This window comes from Umezawaea tangerina (assembly GCF_003002815.1).
GTDB lineage: Bacteria > Actinomycetota > Actinomycetes > Mycobacteriales > Pseudonocardiaceae > Umezawaea > Umezawaea tangerina.
This window is the reverse complement of the sequence record NZ_PVTF01000015.1, coordinates 129,909-145,764: the sequence shown is the minus strand read 5'-3', so window position 1 is coordinate 145,764 and position 15,856 is coordinate 129,909. Positions and strand designations below refer to the sequence as shown.

The following is a 15,856-nucleotide window of genomic DNA, read 5'->3' as shown; positions in this document are numbered from 1 at the left end:
GCGAACCGACGTCGACGTTCGGGACGAACACGGGTGGGTACCGCTGTAACGATGACGCCGTCCCGGTCGAATCCGAGTCGATCGGCTCGTCACCGGGGGAGGTCGGTCGGCTGAACGGTCCGAGCAGGGAGTCGCTGGTGCAGTCGGAGCGCGCGTCGGTGTCCATGACCCTGGAGACCACGTCGGTGATCAGCTACGCGATGGCCCACAACGAGGTCTCGGTGATCAACCGGCTGGTGGTCGACGGCGTGGACGACGACGTCGTGGGCGCCGTCGTGCGCTTCGACGTCGTGGACGCGAACGGACCGCTGGCGGAGCCGCACAGCCGGACGCTCGACCTGCCCGGCGGCCGACCCGTGGTGCTCACGGACCTGCGGCTCGCGCTCGACCCGCTGGCGATGGCGCGGGTCGAGGAGCAGCGGCCGGGGGTCATCCGGGTGTGGCTGGAGGTCGACGGCGTCCGGCTGGCCGAGGCGTCGGTCCGGGTGCGCGTGCTGGCGGCTCGGCAGTGGTCGGCCAACCCGCTCGCGCTGGGCCTGGAGATGCTGGCGGCGCACGTGATGCCGAACCACCCTGCCGTCGTGGAGCTGATGGGGCACGTGGCCGACCGGTTGCTGGTCACGACCGGCAGCCCGTCGCTGCAGGGCTACCAGGCCGGGCCGGAGCGGGTCGACGACATCGTGCGCGCGGTGTTCGACGTGCTGCGGACGCGGGCGATCCGCTACAGCGAGCCGCCCGCGAGCTGGGCCGACGAGGGCCAGAAGGTCCGCACGCCGGGCGAGGTGCTGGAGGACCGCGTCGGCACCTGCCTCGACCTGGTGGTCGTGATGGCGGCGGCGCTGGAGCAGGCCGGGGTCAGCCCGCTGCTGTGGCTGGTCGAGGGGCACGCGTTCCTCGGGTACTGGCGCGAGGACTCGGCGCTGGACGGTGCCGCGCAGACCGACGTGGGCGACGTGGTCAACCTCGTCGACCTCGGGCGGATTCGGCTGGTGGAGACGGTGCTGGCGACCGTCCGGGCGGACGCGCCGTCGTTCGCGGACAGCCACCGCCCGCCCTACGACGCGTACCTGACCGGCGGCCTGGACCGGGTGCTCGGGGTGGTGGACGTGCACCAGGCCCGGCGGGACCGGGTGGTGCCGCTGCCCGCGCGCACCACGGACGACCAGGGCAACGCCGTGGTCAGCTTCTACACGCCCACCGCGAGGTTCTGGCCAGAGGTGGCGGCCGTGGCCCGGCCGGGTGCGGGACCGCGGCACGCGGCGCCACCGCCCCCGCGGGTGGCGCAGTGGAAGAACGCCCTGCTGGACCTGAGCCTGCGCAACCGCCTGGTGAACTTCAGCGCGCGGGCGGGACTGCCGCTGGTGGTGCCCGGCGACCGGCTGGGCGCGTTGGAGGACGTCCTGCACGAGGGCGCCGCGGTGGCGCTGCGCGCGTCGGACGAGATGTCGGCCGTCGACCGGGAAAGGGGTGTCCGGGCCGGGCGCGACCTGCCGCCGGACCAGCTGGTCGACCTGCTGGTGAACCGCCGCACGGTGTACGCGGACGTGACCGAGGCGGCGTACAGGACGAGGCTGCGCGGGGTCGCGCACAAGGCCAGGACGGTGCTGGAGGAGACCGGCGCGAACAACCTGTACCTGGCGCTGGGGTCGCTGGTGTGGGAGTTCGACGGGCGTGCCCTGCGGTCGCCTCTGGTGCTGGTCCCGGTGACGCTGACGCCGTCCGGTCGCGGCGGCCGCTACCAGCTGCGGCTCGACGAGTCCGGGTCGTCCACGCCGAACTACTGCCTGGTGGAGAAGCTGCGGCAGGTGCACGGCCTGGAGGTGCCGGGCCTGGCCGAGCCCGCCCTCGACGACGCGGGCATCGACCTGGACGCGGCGTTCCGGGCGACCCGCGAGGCGGTCGCGGAGCGCGGCCTGCCGTTCCGGGTGGAGCCCACGGCGGACCTCGCGGTGCTCCAGTTCGCGAAGTTCCGGCTGTGGAAGGACCTGGACGAGAACTGGTCCGCGTTCACGGCGAACCCCCTGGTGGACCACCTGGTCCGGACGCCCGCGGACGCCTTCGTCGACCCGGTGGCCACCTCGGCGGTGCACGACCTGGAGGAGCTGGCCGAGAAGTGCCCGGTCCCCGCGGACGCCTCCCAGCTCAAGGCGGTCGCGGAGGCCGTGGCGGGGCGGACGTTCGTGCTGGAGGGGCCACCGGGCACCGGCAAGTCGCAGACGATCACGAACCTGCTGGTCCACGCGGTGGCCGAGGGCAAGAAGGTGCTGTTCGTCGCCGAGAAGCGGGCCGCGCTGGACGTCGTGCGGCGGCGGCTGGACGCGGTGGGAATGGGGCCGCTGTGCCTGGACCTGCACGACAAGGGCAGCAGCCCGGTCGCGGTGCGGGAGCAGGTGCGGCGCGCGTTGGAGCACGTGGTCGCCTCCGACCCGCCGGGGCTGGCGGCGCGGCTGGACGAGCTGCGGTCGGCCCGGCGCGCGCTGACCAGGTACGCCTACGAGCTGCACGACCGCAACCCGGTCGGGCTGTCGCTGTACTCGGCGCGCGACGCGGTCCTGGCGATCGGCGAGGGCGTCGAGGCGATGCCGGTGTCGTCGGCGTTCCTGGCGACGGCGTCGTCGGACACGGCGAACCGGATGCGGAAGGTGCTCACCGACCTGCCGGACGTGGCCTACCCGGTCCGGCCGCGGCCGGACCACCCGTGGGCGTTCCTGGACGACTTCCGCGGACCGGTCGTGGCCGAGGTGCTGCCCGCCGCGCGTCGGGCGGACGCGGCCCTGCGGGCGCTGACGCGGCACGAGGTGGTCAGGGCGGTGCGCGAACCGGAGGACCTGCGCTCGTTGGCGGCGCTGTTGGCCGACCGGACACCGCTGGGCGTGCTGGACGAGGTGCGCACGACCCGCTGGGCCCAGGCCGTGGACGGGGTGCGGCGGCAGGTCGCGGAGTTCGCGGTGCTGGCCCATCCGGGGCTGGACGTGGTGACGCCCGCGGTGCTGGACCTCCCGGTCGCCGACGTGCACGCCGCCGCCCGTGCCGCCGCGGCGTCGCGGTTCTGGGGTCGGCGCAAGCGGCTGGTCGCGGTCCGGGACCGGCTGGAGCCGGTGCTGCGGCCGGGAGCCGGTGTCGCGCCGAAGCGGGTGGTCGAGCTGACCGGTGAGCTGGTGGCGCTGCGCGAGGGCGTCGACCGGCTGGCCGCGTCGGTGCGGCAGGTGCCCGGTCTGGTGCTGCCCGCCGGGTGGAACCCGCTGACCGCCGAGGGCCGCGAGCACCTGGTGCGGAGGGTGGAGTGGCTGCGGTGGGCGGCCTCCGTGGTGGACCCGGCCGACCCGGTGCGCGGCCGGTTCGCCGGACCGGCGCGGGCGTTCCTGGTCACGGGGGCGGTGCTGGACCCGGCACCGCTGGTCGCCGCCGCGGCGGCCGTGGACGACCTCGCGAAGGCCTGCCGGATCACCGTCGGGGCCATCGCGGAGTGGGCCGCGGAGCCGGGGCTGGTGGCCACCTGGGTCGCGGGCGCGGTGGAGCGGCAGCTGGGTGACGACCGGCTCGGGTCGCTGCACCGGTGGCTCGCGCTGCTGGTGCACCTGGAGCCGCTGCGCGACGAGCACCTGGACGACGCGCGCTCGCTGGTGCTGCGGGGCGAGGTCGACCCGGACGGGGCGGTGCGGTCCTTCGAGCTGGGCCTGGCCGAGGCGTCGGTGCGGGAACGCGGGCGGGCCACCGGGCTGCGGTCGTTCGACCCCGCGGCGCACGAACGGGGCATCGCGCGGTTCGTGTCGGTGTCCGGGATGGTGCGCGAGCACCTGCGGACGGCGGTGCCGCAGCAGGTCGTGCGGGGACGGGAGTTCGACCCGGCGGCCACCGGCGGTCGGGTGGGGTTGCTGCGGCGGCAGCTCAACCGGCAGCGCGGCGGTCTCCGGGTGCGCGAGCTGATGATCCAGTTCGGGGACCTGGTCACCGCCGCCATGCCCTGCGTGCTGGTCAGCCCGGACTCGGTGGCGAGGTTCTTCCCGGCCACGTCGGGCCAGTTCGACATCGTGGTGTTCGACGAGGCCTCCCAGGTGCGGGTGGCGGACGCGGTCGGCGCCATGGGGCGGGCGAGGTCCGTCGTGGTCGTCGGGGACAGCAGGCAGATGCCGCCCACGTCGTTCATGGAGAGCGCGTTCGACCCGGAGGCGCTGGGCGACGCGGTGGAGGACGAGGAGTCGATCCTCACCGAGTGCGTGCAGGCCAGGGTGCCCAGGCAACGGCTGGCGTGGCACTACCGCAGCCAGGACGAGTCCTTGATCGCCTTCAGCAACCACCACTACTACGACGGCGCGCTGGCCTCCTTCCCCGCGCCCGGCACGCGGCCGGACCGCGGGGTGTCGCTGGTGCGGGTCGACGGGACGTTCCACCGGTCCGGCGAGGGCGGGCCGCTGCGGACGAACCCGGTCGAGGCCGAGGCGGTGGTCGCCGAGATCAGGCGGCGCTTCGACGCCTCGCCCGACGCGGTGCCGTCGATCGGCGTCGTCACGTTCAACCAGCAGCAGCGGACCTGCGTGGAGGCGCTGCTGCGCGACAGCGGCGACCCGCGGATCGCGGAGGCGCTGGAGTCCGACGTCGAGGGCCTGTTCGTGAAGAACCTGGAGAACGTCCAGGGCGACGAGCGCGACGTGGTGCTGTTCTCCACGGCGTTCAGCGTGGACAAGCGGGGTGTGCTGCCGCTGAACTTCGGCCCGCTCAACCGGGTCGGCGGGGAACGGCGGCTCAACGTGGCCGTCACCCGCGCCCGGCGGCAGGTCGTGGTGTTCTCCAGCTTCGCCCCCGAGCAGCTGCGCGCCGAGGAGACGTCCTCGGTCGGGGTGCGCCACCTGCGGACCTACCTCGACATGGCCGCCGGGGTCGCGCTGCCCGCGTCGTCGCGGTGGCGCGCGGTGGTGGACCGGCACCGCGACGAGGTCGCCTCGGCGCTGCGCGCGGCAGGCCTGGTCGTGACCACCGACGTCGGCTTGTCGGAGTTCCGGGTGGACCTCGCCCTCGCCGACCCGGCCACGCCCGACGCGCCCGTCGTGGCGGTGCTGCTGGACGGGCCGGGGTGGGCCTCGCGGCTGACCGTCCGCGACCGCGACGGGCTGCCGGTGGAGGTCCTGCGGGGTCGGCTCGGCTGGCCCGCGGTGCGCCGGGTGTGGCTGCCGGACTGGCTGGACGAGCCCGCCGCCGTGGTGGCGCGCCTGGTCGCGGCCGTCCGGGAGCCGGTGGTCGCGCCGGAGCCGGTCCGGGAACCACCGGTCCCCGCGACCGTCCCGGTGCCGGTCGGGGTCGGCGTGGCCGTGCCCGACCACGCCTCGGTGTTCGTGCCGTGGGCCGAGCGGGTCGCGGGCCCGGTGGGCGTCCTGGACGCGCTGCCCGCGCCCGCCGCCGCGGCCTCGGTGGCGGCCGTGGTGGGCGAGGTGGTCCGGGTCGAGGGGCCCGTGCACGTCGACCGGCTGGTCCGGCTGGTGGCGGGCGCGTTCGGGCTGACCCGCGTGGCCGGGCCGCGGCGCGCGGCGATCCTGGAGGTCGTCGGCGACCTGGTCGTCGAGCACGACGTGGTGTGGCCCGCCGGGATGCGGCCGGGGGAGTGGAGCGGCTTCCGGCGCACCCCCGAGGGTGTGGAGCGGCCGTTCGAGCACGTGCCGGTGCGGGAGGTGGTGAACGCGCTGGTGTCGGTGGCGCGCGGGTCGGGCGGGATGCCCCTGGCCGAGCTGCGCCGCGAGGTGCTGGGGATCTTCGGCGGCCGCCGGGTCACAGCCGGGGTGGGGTCGCGGCTGGACGCCGCCGTGGAGTTCGGGGTGCGAGGCGGACGCCTCCGCGTCGACCCGGACGACACCGTGGTCGCCGTCCAGCCGACCGGCTGACGCGGCCCCGCGTCCTCGCCGACGCCGGGCCGCCGTCACGGGGTCACCGCGCCAGGTGCCTGCGGACGTCGTCGGCTACCTGCTGGCGGGTGCCCATCCCGTACTTGCGGAAGATGCTGCGCAGGTGGGTCTTGACGGTGTGCGGGCTGCGGCCCAGCTCGGCGGCCAGGCGCTCGTTGTCCAGGCCGTTCGCGAGGTGCACGGCGATCTCCTGCTCGACCGGCGTCAGCGACAGGAACCGGTGCTCGGGGCCGTCGTCGACGTCGAGCGCCATCTCCATCAGCTCGGACTGGATCTGCTCGCAGGCGCGGACGATGGCGGCGAGGTAGTCGCTGTGCGGGTCGGTGCGGGCGTGCTCGGCGATGCCGCGGATGCGGGCCACGCGGGAGGAGAGGTACTCGACGATGTGGTCGGAGGTGACCGGGTAGGTGGGCTGGTCGCCCGCGGGTAATCGTTGCAGTGCCTCGCGGTCGTCGTGGTCACGGCCCAGGACGCGGGCGAGGAGCTCGGCCAGCCACTCGACGGCGCGCACGGCGTTGTCGTCGAACGCGCCCGGCGAGTAGCTCTGGATGGACAGCATCCCGAACACGCGGGTGCCGCCGCGGCCGTCGGAGCGGAACAGGGGCACGGTCGCCGCGTCGGCGGACCGCCTGCCGGTGTCGCCGCACATCACGCCCGCGTGGAGGGTGGCGCCGTTGTCGTAGGCGAACCGGTAGGTGACGCGGTGCTTGAGCAGCCACGCGGTCTGGCCGTGCGGGCCGTAGGTGTGCGACGCCGGGTCGTCGTAGGTGCCGGACTCGTAGCCGTAGGGGTAGCGGACGCGGTTGGAGCCGTGCAGGAAGCCGATGTAGAAGGTGTCGACCGGGGCGATCTTGGTCGCGACCGCGCGGACGTAGTCGTAGAGGGCGTGGTGGTCGGTGCGGGGGATGGCCCTGATCTTGTGGTAGGCCTCGCGCAGGACGGTGGCGGTCTCGGCGTCGATGCGCAGCGGCGGCGGGTTGTCGTTGTCCACCCGTCCCATGGTGACCTGGTCGGGGTGCGGGGCGTACCCCCGATGTGGTCGCCTGTTCCCGCGGGTCACCTGCTCCGGGCACCGGCCTCCCCGAGCGGGTGGTCACGCCCAGCCGTCGCCGAGCACGGTGAGGGTCGCCCGGTTGGCATCCAGCTCCACCGGGACGCCGAGGGGGATGGTGAGCTGGCCCCCGCAGTGGCCGAAGCCGAGGTCGGCGATGATCGGGACGCCGAGCGGGCCGAGGCGTTCGTGGGCGAGGTCGTTGACGTCGCCGCAGCCGGTCCAGCTGCCGAGCGCGATGCCCGCCACGGTGTCGAACCAGCGCCTGCGCAGGAGGTTGGTGAAGATCCGGTCGAGGGCGTAGAGGTCCTCGTCGACGTCCTCCAGGAGCGCGATCGAGCCGGGCGGCGGGGTGCCGGGGTCGAACGCGACGAGAGTGGCGTTGCCGCCGGTGGTGGTCCCCCGTGCCGTGCCGGGGACGAGCGCGCGTGCCGCGGGGCGGGTGAGGACGCGTTCGGCGGCGGGGGTGAACAGCGAGCGGCGCAGGTGCTCCTGGGCCTGGACGTCGTGGACGAATGCCTGCGTGGCGATCATGGGCGCGAACAGGGTCGCGGTGTCGCCCGCGGTGGTGAACGCCGTGTGCAGCGCGGTGGTGTCGCTGGACCCGGCGAAGATCTTGGGCGGCGCGGCGGCGACGGCGGCCCAGTCGACGTGGTCCTGGGTCCGCTGGCTGCCGTAGCCGCCCCGCGCGCAGATTACGGCCTTGACCTCGGGGTCGTGCCAGGCGTCGCGCAGGTCGCCCGCGCGGTCGGTGTCGAGGCCCGCCAGGTGGGGCAGCGTCGGATGCCGGTCCAGCACGTGGGGCGCGACGCGGACGTCGAGCCCCCACGTCCTGAGGACGGCGACGCCCGCGGTGAGCAGGCCCTCGGGAGTGGGGCCGGCGGGGGCGATGACGGTGACCCGGTCGCCCGTGCGCAGCGGTGCGGGGCGACGCGGGCCGCGGGTCACCTACGCAGCTCCAGGACGGGGACGTCGGGCGGGGTGAAGCCGAAGACCTGGCCGTAGAAGGAGAGCTCCGCCTCGATGGCGGCGGTGATGGTCTCCGCCTTGCGGAACCCGTGCTGCTCGCCCTCGAAGGTGAGGTACGCGTGCGGGACGCCGGTGCCGTCCAGCGCCGCGACGAAGCGGTCGGCCTGGTCGGGCGGGCAGATCTCGTCCTCCAGCCCCTGCAGGAGCAGGACGGGTCCGGCGAGGTGCTCCACGCGGTGGCTGGGCGACCGGTCGGTGTAGCGCCGGGCCGCCTCGGGGAGCGCGCCGACCAGGCCCTCGACGTAGCGGGACTCGAAGTCGTGGGTCTCGCCGCCGTCGCCGGTCCAGCCGCCGAGGTCCAGGATCGGGAACGCGATCATGGCGCACCGGTAGGTCTTCACGCTGGTCATCGAGGCGGCCGCGGTCCAGCCCCCGGCGCTGCCGCCGCGGATGGCCAGCCGGTCGGGGTCGGCGGTGCCCTCGTCGGCGAGCGCCTGGGCGACGGTGGCGCAGTCGTTGACGTCCACCACGCCCCACTGCTCGCGGAGCCGTTCGCGGAAGGCCCGGCCGTAACCGGTGGAACCGCCGTAGTTGACCGAGACCACGCCGATGCCGCGGCTGGTGAAGTAGGCGAAGTCGGTGTCCAGCACGGGGGTGGCGCGGCTGGTGGGGCCGCCGTGGACGTGCACGAGGTACGGCGGTCGCTCGCCCTCGGGGACGGTGTGGTCCGGGTTGCGGGGCGCGTAGACGTAGGCCGGGATGTCCTGGCCGTCCGCTCCGGTGAAGACGCGTTCGACCGGGACGGGCAGGTACGCCTCGTCGACGGTCGGGCCGCCGTGCTCGGTCAGGCGGGTGAGCTCGCCGTTGGACAGGTCGAGCCGGACGAGGGCCGCCTCCTCGAGCGGGCCCGCCGCCGCGGCGTGGACGATCCCGTCGTGGACGTGCAGCTGCGAGGTCCAGACGGGCAGGTCGGTGTCGACGTCGGTCACGGTGGCGGTGCGCTCGTCGAGCACCGCGAGCCGGGTACCGCGCAGGACGAGGTAGCGGCCGGGCGCGATCACGGCGAAGTAGCGGTGGCCCAGGCGCCACATGGGGCCGCCGAGCTCGTCCTGGACGGGGGCGAGGTTCTTGCGGCTGCCGTCGACGCCGATGCGGTGCAGGTTCCACCAGCCGTCGGGGTCGGTGACGGCCAGCAGCGCGTTGTCGGTCTCCCACTGGATCTGGCAGACGGCCTCGGTCGGACCGCCCGCGACGACCTGGTGGTCGGTCGAGCCGACCTCGGCGACGCACAGCTCGGTGCCGTCCCACGGCATGGCGGGGTGGTTCCAGCCGAGCCAGGCGAACCGGCGCCCGTCGGGGCTGAGCTGCGGACCGGTCATGAAGTGGTGGCTGGCCGCGAGGACTCTTACGTGGCCGCCGTCGAGGGGGATCGCGACGAGGTCGCGGCGCACGTCGGTGCGGGCGTCGCCGGTGACGGTCTCGCGGACGCACCACACCTCGGTGTCGTCGGGCCCGGCGGTCAGGTCGGAGTAGCGCAGGCCGTGGTGGCGCTCGGGCTCGGGGGTGAGCGGCACGGGATCGGGGTTCGCCGGGTCCGCGAGGTAGACGCGCTGGTCGGCCCAGTTGGTGAAGGCGACGCGCTCACCGGCGGGTGTGTCCAGGACCACGAACGGGCGGCCGCCGTACTCGTGCACCCGGTTGCGGACGTTCCACGGGGCCGGGAGCAGGTCGACGCCGTCGCGGACGAGACCGACCCGGCCGCCCTCCTCGGGACGGCTGGTGGCCCACCAGGGTGTGCCCCGGTGCACGTCGATCCACTGCAGCCCACCCCCGGCCTCGGCTACGTCGGCCGAGCCGATGGGCGATGTCCACGTTCCGCACGATGCGATCTTCCCCACGGCTGGGACCCTATACGCGGAATGCCGTTCGCAGGGATGACGACATCTGTGGGGGAGCCTCTGCCGGGGGTCGGGTCGTGGCTTAGGGTTGGGAGGTCATGTCACGGGTCATTCACGTATTCCGCCAGCCCGACCGGTTCGTCGCCGGAACAGTCGGGCAGCCAGGCGACCGCATGTTCTACCTCCAGGCCTCGGAGGAGGCCCGGATGGTGAGCGTCGCGCTGGAGAAGCAACAGGTCTCGGTCCTCGCCGAGCGCATCTCGTCGCTGCTGGAGGAGGTGCACCGCCGGTTCGGCGCGGACGTCCCCGACGACACCCCGCCGGATCTTCGGGACACCGAACCGCTCACGGCGCCGGTGGAGGAGGAGTTCAAGGTCGGCACGATGGGCCTGGGCTGGGACGCCGAGTCCAGCGCGGTCGTCATCGAGCTGCTCGCGATCACCGAGGAAGAGGTCGACGAGGCGGTGGTGCTCGACGACACCGAGGAGGGTCCGGACGCGGTCCGGGTGTTCCTGTCGCCCTCGGAGGCGCGGGCGTTCGCCGAGCGGGCCGACCGGGTGGTGAACGCGGGGCGCAAGCCCTGCCCGCTGTGCTCGGAGCCGTTGGACCCGGACGGGCACGTCTGTCCGCGGCAGAACGGCTACCGGCGTACCGAGGAGAGCTGAGCGCCGTCGTGCTGCCCGGTGACGAGGGCGTGCTGGACCTGCTGGCGCGCGGGCGGATCGAGGTCGAGGGCCGACTGGTGGACGCGTCCAACGCGACGCTGTTCTGCGCGATCTCGCTGGACGGCGTGGCGGCCCAGTGCGTGTACAAGCCGGTGCGCGGCGAGCGGCCGCTGTGGGACTTCCCGAACGGGACCCTGGCGGGCCGCGAGGTGTCGACGTACCTGATCTCGGAGGCGTCCGGCCTGGGCGTGGTGCCGCCGACGGTGCTGCGGCCGGGTCCGTTCGGCAGCGGGATGGTGCAGCTGTGGGTGGACACCCTCGAGGGCGGTGACCTGGTGGACGTGGTGGCGGAGGCCGAGGTGCCGCCGGGGTGGCGCACGGTGTTGCACGCGCACGACCGCTACGGGGACCCGGCGGTGCTGGTGCACGCCGACCACGAGCGGATGAGGGTGATGGCCGCGTTCGACGTGGCCGTGAACAACGCCGACCGCAAGGGCGGGCACGTGCTGCACGCGGCGGACGGCGCGGTGTACGGGGTGGACCACGGGATCTGCCTGCACACCGACGACAAGCTCAGGACGGTCCTGTGGGGGTGGCTGGGTGAAGAACTCCCCTCGGAGGCGATCGATGGTCTGCGACGTCTGCGCTCGGAGCTCGACGGCGCGCTGGGGGAGCGGCTGCACGAGCACCTCACCCGCGGCGAAGTCCGCGCACTGGTCGAGCGCACGGAGAAACTGCTGGTCGCGGGCACTTTCCCGGCGCCGTCGTCGGAGTGGCCGTCGATCCCCTGGCCTGCTTTCTGACGTGTCGTTAACGCAGGCGTTGCGATCTTCCGGTGGCCTTGGCGGCCCTTCTCGCGGTCTACTTGCGCCGTGAACGACGTCGTCGAGCTGCGCGAGGTGACCGAGTCGGACGTACTCGCGTTCTTCGAGCACCAACGTGACCCCGAGTCGACCTGGATGGCCGCGTTCACGGCCGAGGATCCCACCGATCGGGTGGCGTTCCTGCTGAAGTGGACGCGGATCCTGACCGACAACACCAGCGTCGCGCGCACGGTCCTGTTCAACGGGTACGTGGTGGGGCACGTGCTCGCGTTCGTGGAGTTCGGCGCGCCCGAGGTGTCGTACTGGATCGACCCGCGCTACTGGGGCATGGGGCTGGCCAGCGCCGCGCTGTCGAGGTTCCTCGACGAGGTGTTGACGCGGCCGCTGTACGCGCGGGCGGTCAAGGACAACTACGGGTCGCTGCGGGTGCTGGAGAAGTGCGGGTTCCTGGTGGTCGGCGAGGACCAGGGGTTTGCCGAAGGTCGTGGCGAAGAGGTCGAGGAGTACATCCTCCGGCTGGACTGATCAGGTGCCATCCTGGGCGGCATGAGGATCGCGATCCTGGGGACGGGTGCCGTGGGGCGCGCGTTGGCCGGGCGGCTGGTGGAGCTGGGGCACGACGTGACCGCGGGGACGCGGGACGTGGACACCACGCGGGCGCGGCCCGAGTGGGGCGCGGGGACACCGGCTCTGGCGGGGTTCGCGGAGGCCGCCGCGGGTGCGGAGCTGGTCGTGCACGCCTGCGGCGGGTCGTCGGCGCTGGACGTGCTGGTCGCGGCCGGGGCGGAGAACCTGGCGGGCAAGGTGCTGCTGGACGTGTCCAACCCGCTGGACTTCTCCGGCGGGTTCCCGCCGTCGCTGTTCGTCAAGGACACCGACTCGCTGGCCGAGCGGATCCAGCGGACGTTCCCCGCCGCGTTGGTCGTGAAGTCCCTCAACACCGTGTCGGCGGAGGTGATGGTCGCCCCCGCCGCGGCCGGTGGCGCGACCACGATGTTCGTCGCCGGTGACGACGCGGACGCCAAGGCGGTCGTGGTGGGGCTGCTGGACGACTTCGGCTGGGAGGACGTCCTGGACCTGGGCGACCTGACCGGGGCGCGGGCCATGGAGATGCACCTGCCGCTGTGGCTGCGCCTGTCGGGCACCCTCGGCACGGTGTCGTTCGGCGTGAAGGTGGTCCGCTGAGCACCGACCGCCTGGTCTCCCGCTTCGGCTCCGGCGTCCTGACCTGGGTGGACGCCCTGCCGGAGCGGGTGGACAGGCTGACCCGACGCTGGGACCTGACCGTGGTGCGCCCCCTGCCCGGAGGCACCTCGCACTCCCTGTTCTGCCACCGCGGTGGTACCACACCCGTGGTGCTGAAGGTGACGCCCGACCCCGACATCGCCGTGCAGGAGCACGCGGCGCTCACCCGGTGGTCCGACACCCGCCGGGTGGTGGACGTGGTGGACGCCGACCTGTCCGAGGGGGCGCTGCTCCTGGAGGGGCTGCTGCCCGGCGGACCGGCCCGGACGGTGACGGCGCCCGAGGTCGTGGAGCTGCTCGACGTGCTGCACCGGCCCGCGCCGGACGGGTTCCGGCCGCTGGCCGACCGGATCGACCTCATGTTCGCGCTGCTGCGCCGCCGCGTCCCCGGCTACTACGACCGCGCCCACGCCGCGGCGCTGGAGCTGGCCGAGGACGACGTGCGGCCGGTGCTGCTGCACGGCGACCTGCACCCCGGCAACGTCCTGGACGCCGGGCCGCGCGGCCTGGTCGTGATCGACCCGCGGCCGTGCGCGGGCGACCCGGCGTTCGACGCGGTCGACTTCGCCTTCGAGGGCGAGGACCTGCACGCCCGCGTGCGGGAGCTGTCCGACGCGGTGGACGGCGACCGGCTGCTCGCGTGGTGCCGGGCCCTGTCGGTGTTCTCCCCGGCGTGGCACCGCCTCATCCATCCGGGTGGCCGCTAACGTCGCGGCCCGTGCGATCCGAGGACTACGGCCGCGACGTGCTGGCCAACCGCAGGCGCAAGACCGTCCCCGAGCTGGCCGCCGACGTCGGCGTGGTCGTGGAGGACCCCGTGACGGGGTTCTGCGGGGCGGTGGTGCGGTTCGAGTACGGGCAGGTGGTCCTGGAGGACCGGCACGGGCGGCAGAAGCTGTTCGCGCTGCGCCCGGCGGCGTTCCTGGTCGACGGCAAGCCGGTCACCCTGGTCAAGCCGCTGCCCTCCCGGCAGCCCGCCGCGCCGGTGCGGTCGGCGTCCGGGTCGGTGAAGGTGCAGGGGCTGCGGGCGCGCACCGCCCGCGACAGCCGCATCTGGGTCGAGGGCGTCCACGACGCCGAGCTGGTCGAACGGGTGTGGGGGCACGACCTGCGCGTCGAGGGCGTCGTGGTGGAACCGCTGGACGGCGTGGACGTGCTGTCCGAGCGGGTCGCGGAGTTCGGCACGGCCCCGCACCGGCGGCTGGGGGTGCTGGTCGACCACCTCGTGCCCGGCAGCAAGGAGACCCGCCTGGTCGCGGCGGTGCGGGACGAGAACGTGCTGGTCACCGGTCACCCGTACGTGGACGTGTGGCAGGCGGTCAAGCCCTCCTCCGTCGGCATCGGGGCGTGGCCGGTGGTGCCGCGCGGCGTGCCGTGGAAGGAGGGCGTGTGCGAGGCGCTCGGGTGGGGCGAGTCCTACGAGGGCTGGGCGCGCGTGCTGGCCGGGGTCCACGGGTTCCGCGACCTGGAGACGCCGCTGATCGGCGCCGTGGAGCGGCTGATCGACTTCGTCACCGAGCCGGAGGGGTGACCGGCGGCTGCTGCGGCACGGTGAATCCGCACCGACCGATCGGTCCCCGTTCGCTCTTTGGTGTAAGCATGTGCGCATGGCCGCCCTCATCTGGCTGATCATCGGTGCCCTGCTGGTCGGCGCGGAAATCGTCTCGGGTGACTTCGTGCTGCTCATGCTGGGTCTGGCGGCGCTCGGCGGTGCGGGGGTCGCGGCACTGGGTGCCGGCACGGTCATCAGCGTCGTGGTGTTCACTGTCGCCTCGATCCTCTTGGTCCTCGGCGCCCGGCCGGTGCTCAAGAGGCGGCTGGAGATCGGGCACGGGCTCAAGAGCAACGTGGAGGCGCTGATCGGCGTCAAGGCGGTCGTGGTGTCGCGGGTGGACGGCCACGAGGGCCGGGTGAAGCTCCACGGTGAGATCTGGTCCGCGCGGTCGCTCGACCACCGCGTGCTCGAACCGGGCACTGAAGTCACTGTTTTCGAGATCTCGGGCGCGACCGCTGTGGTACTCGCCGAGTCCTGAGTGGAGGCTGGAGAGTTGACCACGCTAATCGTCATCGCCGTAGTCGTGTTGTTCGTGCTGATCGTCGCCGCCAAGTCCGTCCTGGTGATCCCCCAGGCGACCGCGGCGGTCATCGAGCGACTCGGCCGCTACCGCAACACCGCCGCTCCCGGCCTGAACATCCTGGTCCCGTTCATCGACCGGGTCCGCGCCCGCATCGACCTGCGCGAGCAGGTCGTGTCGTTCCCGCCGCAGCCGGTGATCACCCAGGACAACCTGACCGTGTCCATCGACACCGTCGTGTACTTCCAGGTCACCGAGCCGCGCGCCGCGGTGTACGAGATCTCCAACTACATCGTCGGTGTCGAGCAGCTGGCCACGACGACCCTGCGCAACGTGGTCGGCGGCATGAGCCTGGAGGAGACGCTGACCTCCCGCGACTCCATCAACAACCAGCTGCGCGGCGTCCTGGACGAGGCGACCGGCCGGTGGGGCATCCGGGTCGCCCGCGTCGAGCTCAAGGCGATCGACCCGCCGCCCTCCATCCAGGACTCGATGGAGAAGCAGATGCGCGCCGACCGGGAGAAGCGCGCCATGATCCTCACCGCTGAGGGCCAGCGGGAGGCGGCGATCAAGTCCGCCGAGGGCCAGAAGCAGGCGGCGATCCTGTCCGCGGAGGGCGGCAAGCAGGCCGCGATCCTCAACGCCGAGGCCGAGCGGCAGTCCGCGATCCTGCGGGCCCAGGGTGAACGGGCCGCGCGGTACCTCCAGGCGCAGGGCCAGGCCAAGGCGATCGAGAAGGTGTTCGCCGCGATCAAGGCCGGGAAGCCCACCCCGGAGGTGCTGGCCTACCAGTACCTGCAGACGCTGCCGCAGATGGCGCAGGGCGACGCCAACAAGGTGTGGATGATCCCGTCGGACTTCGGCAAGGCCTTGGAGGGCTTCGCGCGGACGCTCGGCAAGCAGGGCGACGACGGCGTGTTCCGCTACGAGCCGCCCGCCGAGGACACCTCGCAGACCAAGCCCGAGGACGACGACTCGTCGATCGCCGAGTGGTTCGACACCGCCCCCGACCCGCACGTGCTCGAGGCGGTGCGGGCGGCCGAGGCCGTGGCGCGCCAGGAGGTGCCGGGCCCGCTGAGCACGAGCCGGTCGGCCGCCGCGGTGTCCGCTGCCGAGGCGCGCGCGGAGATCGGCGGCGAGTCGCCGGTCACGCCCAGGTCACTGCAGCAGCCGGAGGAGTAGGCCGCCCTACCGGGCCGGTGGTCACCGTGCGGGTGATCATCAGCACGCGGCCC

12 protein-coding genes are annotated in these 15,856 nt (G+C 73.6%); 9 read left to right on the top strand and 3 right to left on the bottom strand.

Annotated features, from left to right (window positions below; all coding sequences use genetic code 11):
* The first annotated feature begins 137 nt into the window (after positions 1-137).
* On the top strand, positions 138-5,873 hold the full coding sequence (locus tag CLV43_RS39210; protein WP_211304770.1) for a DUF3320 domain-containing protein: 5,736 nt from the start codon (positions 138-140) through the stop codon (positions 5,871-5,873).
* Between the two features lie 43 nt (positions 5,874-5,916).
* Here CLV43_RS39210 and CLV43_RS39205 read toward each other — a convergent pair whose 3' ends face one another.
* The 3 genes from CLV43_RS39205 to CLV43_RS39195 all read right to left on the bottom strand — a co-directional run bounded on the left by CLV43_RS39205 (position 5,917) and on the right by CLV43_RS39195 (position 9,812).
* The gene (locus CLV43_RS39205) at positions 5,917-6,894 is read right to left on the bottom strand and encodes a LuxR C-terminal-related transcriptional regulator (RefSeq protein WP_106194323.1); all 978 of its coding nucleotides are present in this window, start codon (positions 6,892-6,894) and stop codon (positions 5,917-5,919) included.
* A 93-nt stretch (positions 6,895-6,987) separates the two neighbouring features.
* A complete protein-coding gene (locus tag CLV43_RS39200; protein ID WP_211304769.1) occupies positions 6,988-7,893 on the bottom strand; it encodes a S66 peptidase family protein in 906 nt (301 codons plus the stop codon).
* The gene (locus CLV43_RS39195; protein ID WP_106194320.1) at positions 7,890-9,812 is read right to left on the bottom strand and encodes a prolyl oligopeptidase family serine peptidase; all 1,923 of its coding nucleotides are present in this window, start codon (positions 9,810-9,812) and stop codon (positions 7,890-7,892) included. The genes CLV43_RS39200 and CLV43_RS39195 overlap by 4 nt, the downstream gene beginning before the upstream one ends.
* Positions 9,813-9,910: 98 nt before the next feature.
* On the opposite strand from CLV43_RS39195, the gene CLV43_RS39190 reads away from it, so the two are divergent.
* From CLV43_RS39190 to CLV43_RS39155, 8 genes are all read left to right on the top strand, one after another.
* Positions 9,911-10,477 (top strand): DUF3090 domain-containing protein, encoded by a 567-nt coding sequence (locus CLV43_RS39190; protein ID WP_106194317.1) that lies wholly within the window; start codon positions 9,911-9,913, stop codon positions 10,475-10,477.
* Between the two features lie 8 nt (positions 10,478-10,485).
* Positions 10,486-11,280, top strand: a complete 795-nt coding sequence (locus tag CLV43_RS39185; RefSeq protein WP_106194314.1) for an SCO1664 family protein — start codon at positions 10,486-10,488, stop codon at positions 11,278-11,280.
* A 69-nt stretch (positions 11,281-11,349) separates the two neighbouring features.
* Complete coding sequence (locus CLV43_RS39180) at positions 11,350-11,826, top strand: GNAT family N-acetyltransferase (RefSeq protein ID WP_106194311.1); 477 nt, start codon at positions 11,350-11,352, stop codon at positions 11,824-11,826.
* A gap of 21 nt (positions 11,827-11,847) precedes the next feature.
* Positions 11,848-12,486, top strand: a complete 639-nt coding sequence (locus CLV43_RS39175) for an NADPH-dependent F420 reductase (RefSeq protein WP_106194308.1) — start codon at positions 11,848-11,850, stop codon at positions 12,484-12,486.
* Between the two features lie 47 nt (positions 12,487-12,533).
* A complete protein-coding gene (locus tag CLV43_RS39170) occupies positions 12,534-13,253 on the top strand; it encodes an aminoglycoside phosphotransferase family protein (protein ID WP_170156210.1) in 720 nt (239 codons plus the stop codon).
* Between the two features lie 11 nt (positions 13,254-13,264).
* On the top strand, positions 13,265-14,077 hold the full coding sequence (locus CLV43_RS39165) for a DUF3097 domain-containing protein (RefSeq protein WP_106194303.1): 813 nt from the start codon (positions 13,265-13,267) through the stop codon (positions 14,075-14,077).
* Between the two features lie 76 nt (positions 14,078-14,153).
* A complete protein-coding gene (locus tag CLV43_RS39160) occupies positions 14,154-14,579 on the top strand; it encodes an NfeD family protein (RefSeq protein WP_106194557.1) in 426 nt (141 codons plus the stop codon).
* 15 nt (positions 14,580-14,594) lie between these two features.
* On the top strand, positions 14,595-15,803 hold the full coding sequence (locus CLV43_RS39155; RefSeq protein ID WP_211304768.1) for an SPFH domain-containing protein: 1,209 nt from the start codon (positions 14,595-14,597) through the stop codon (positions 15,801-15,803).
* Positions 15,804-15,856: the final 53 nt, after the last annotated feature.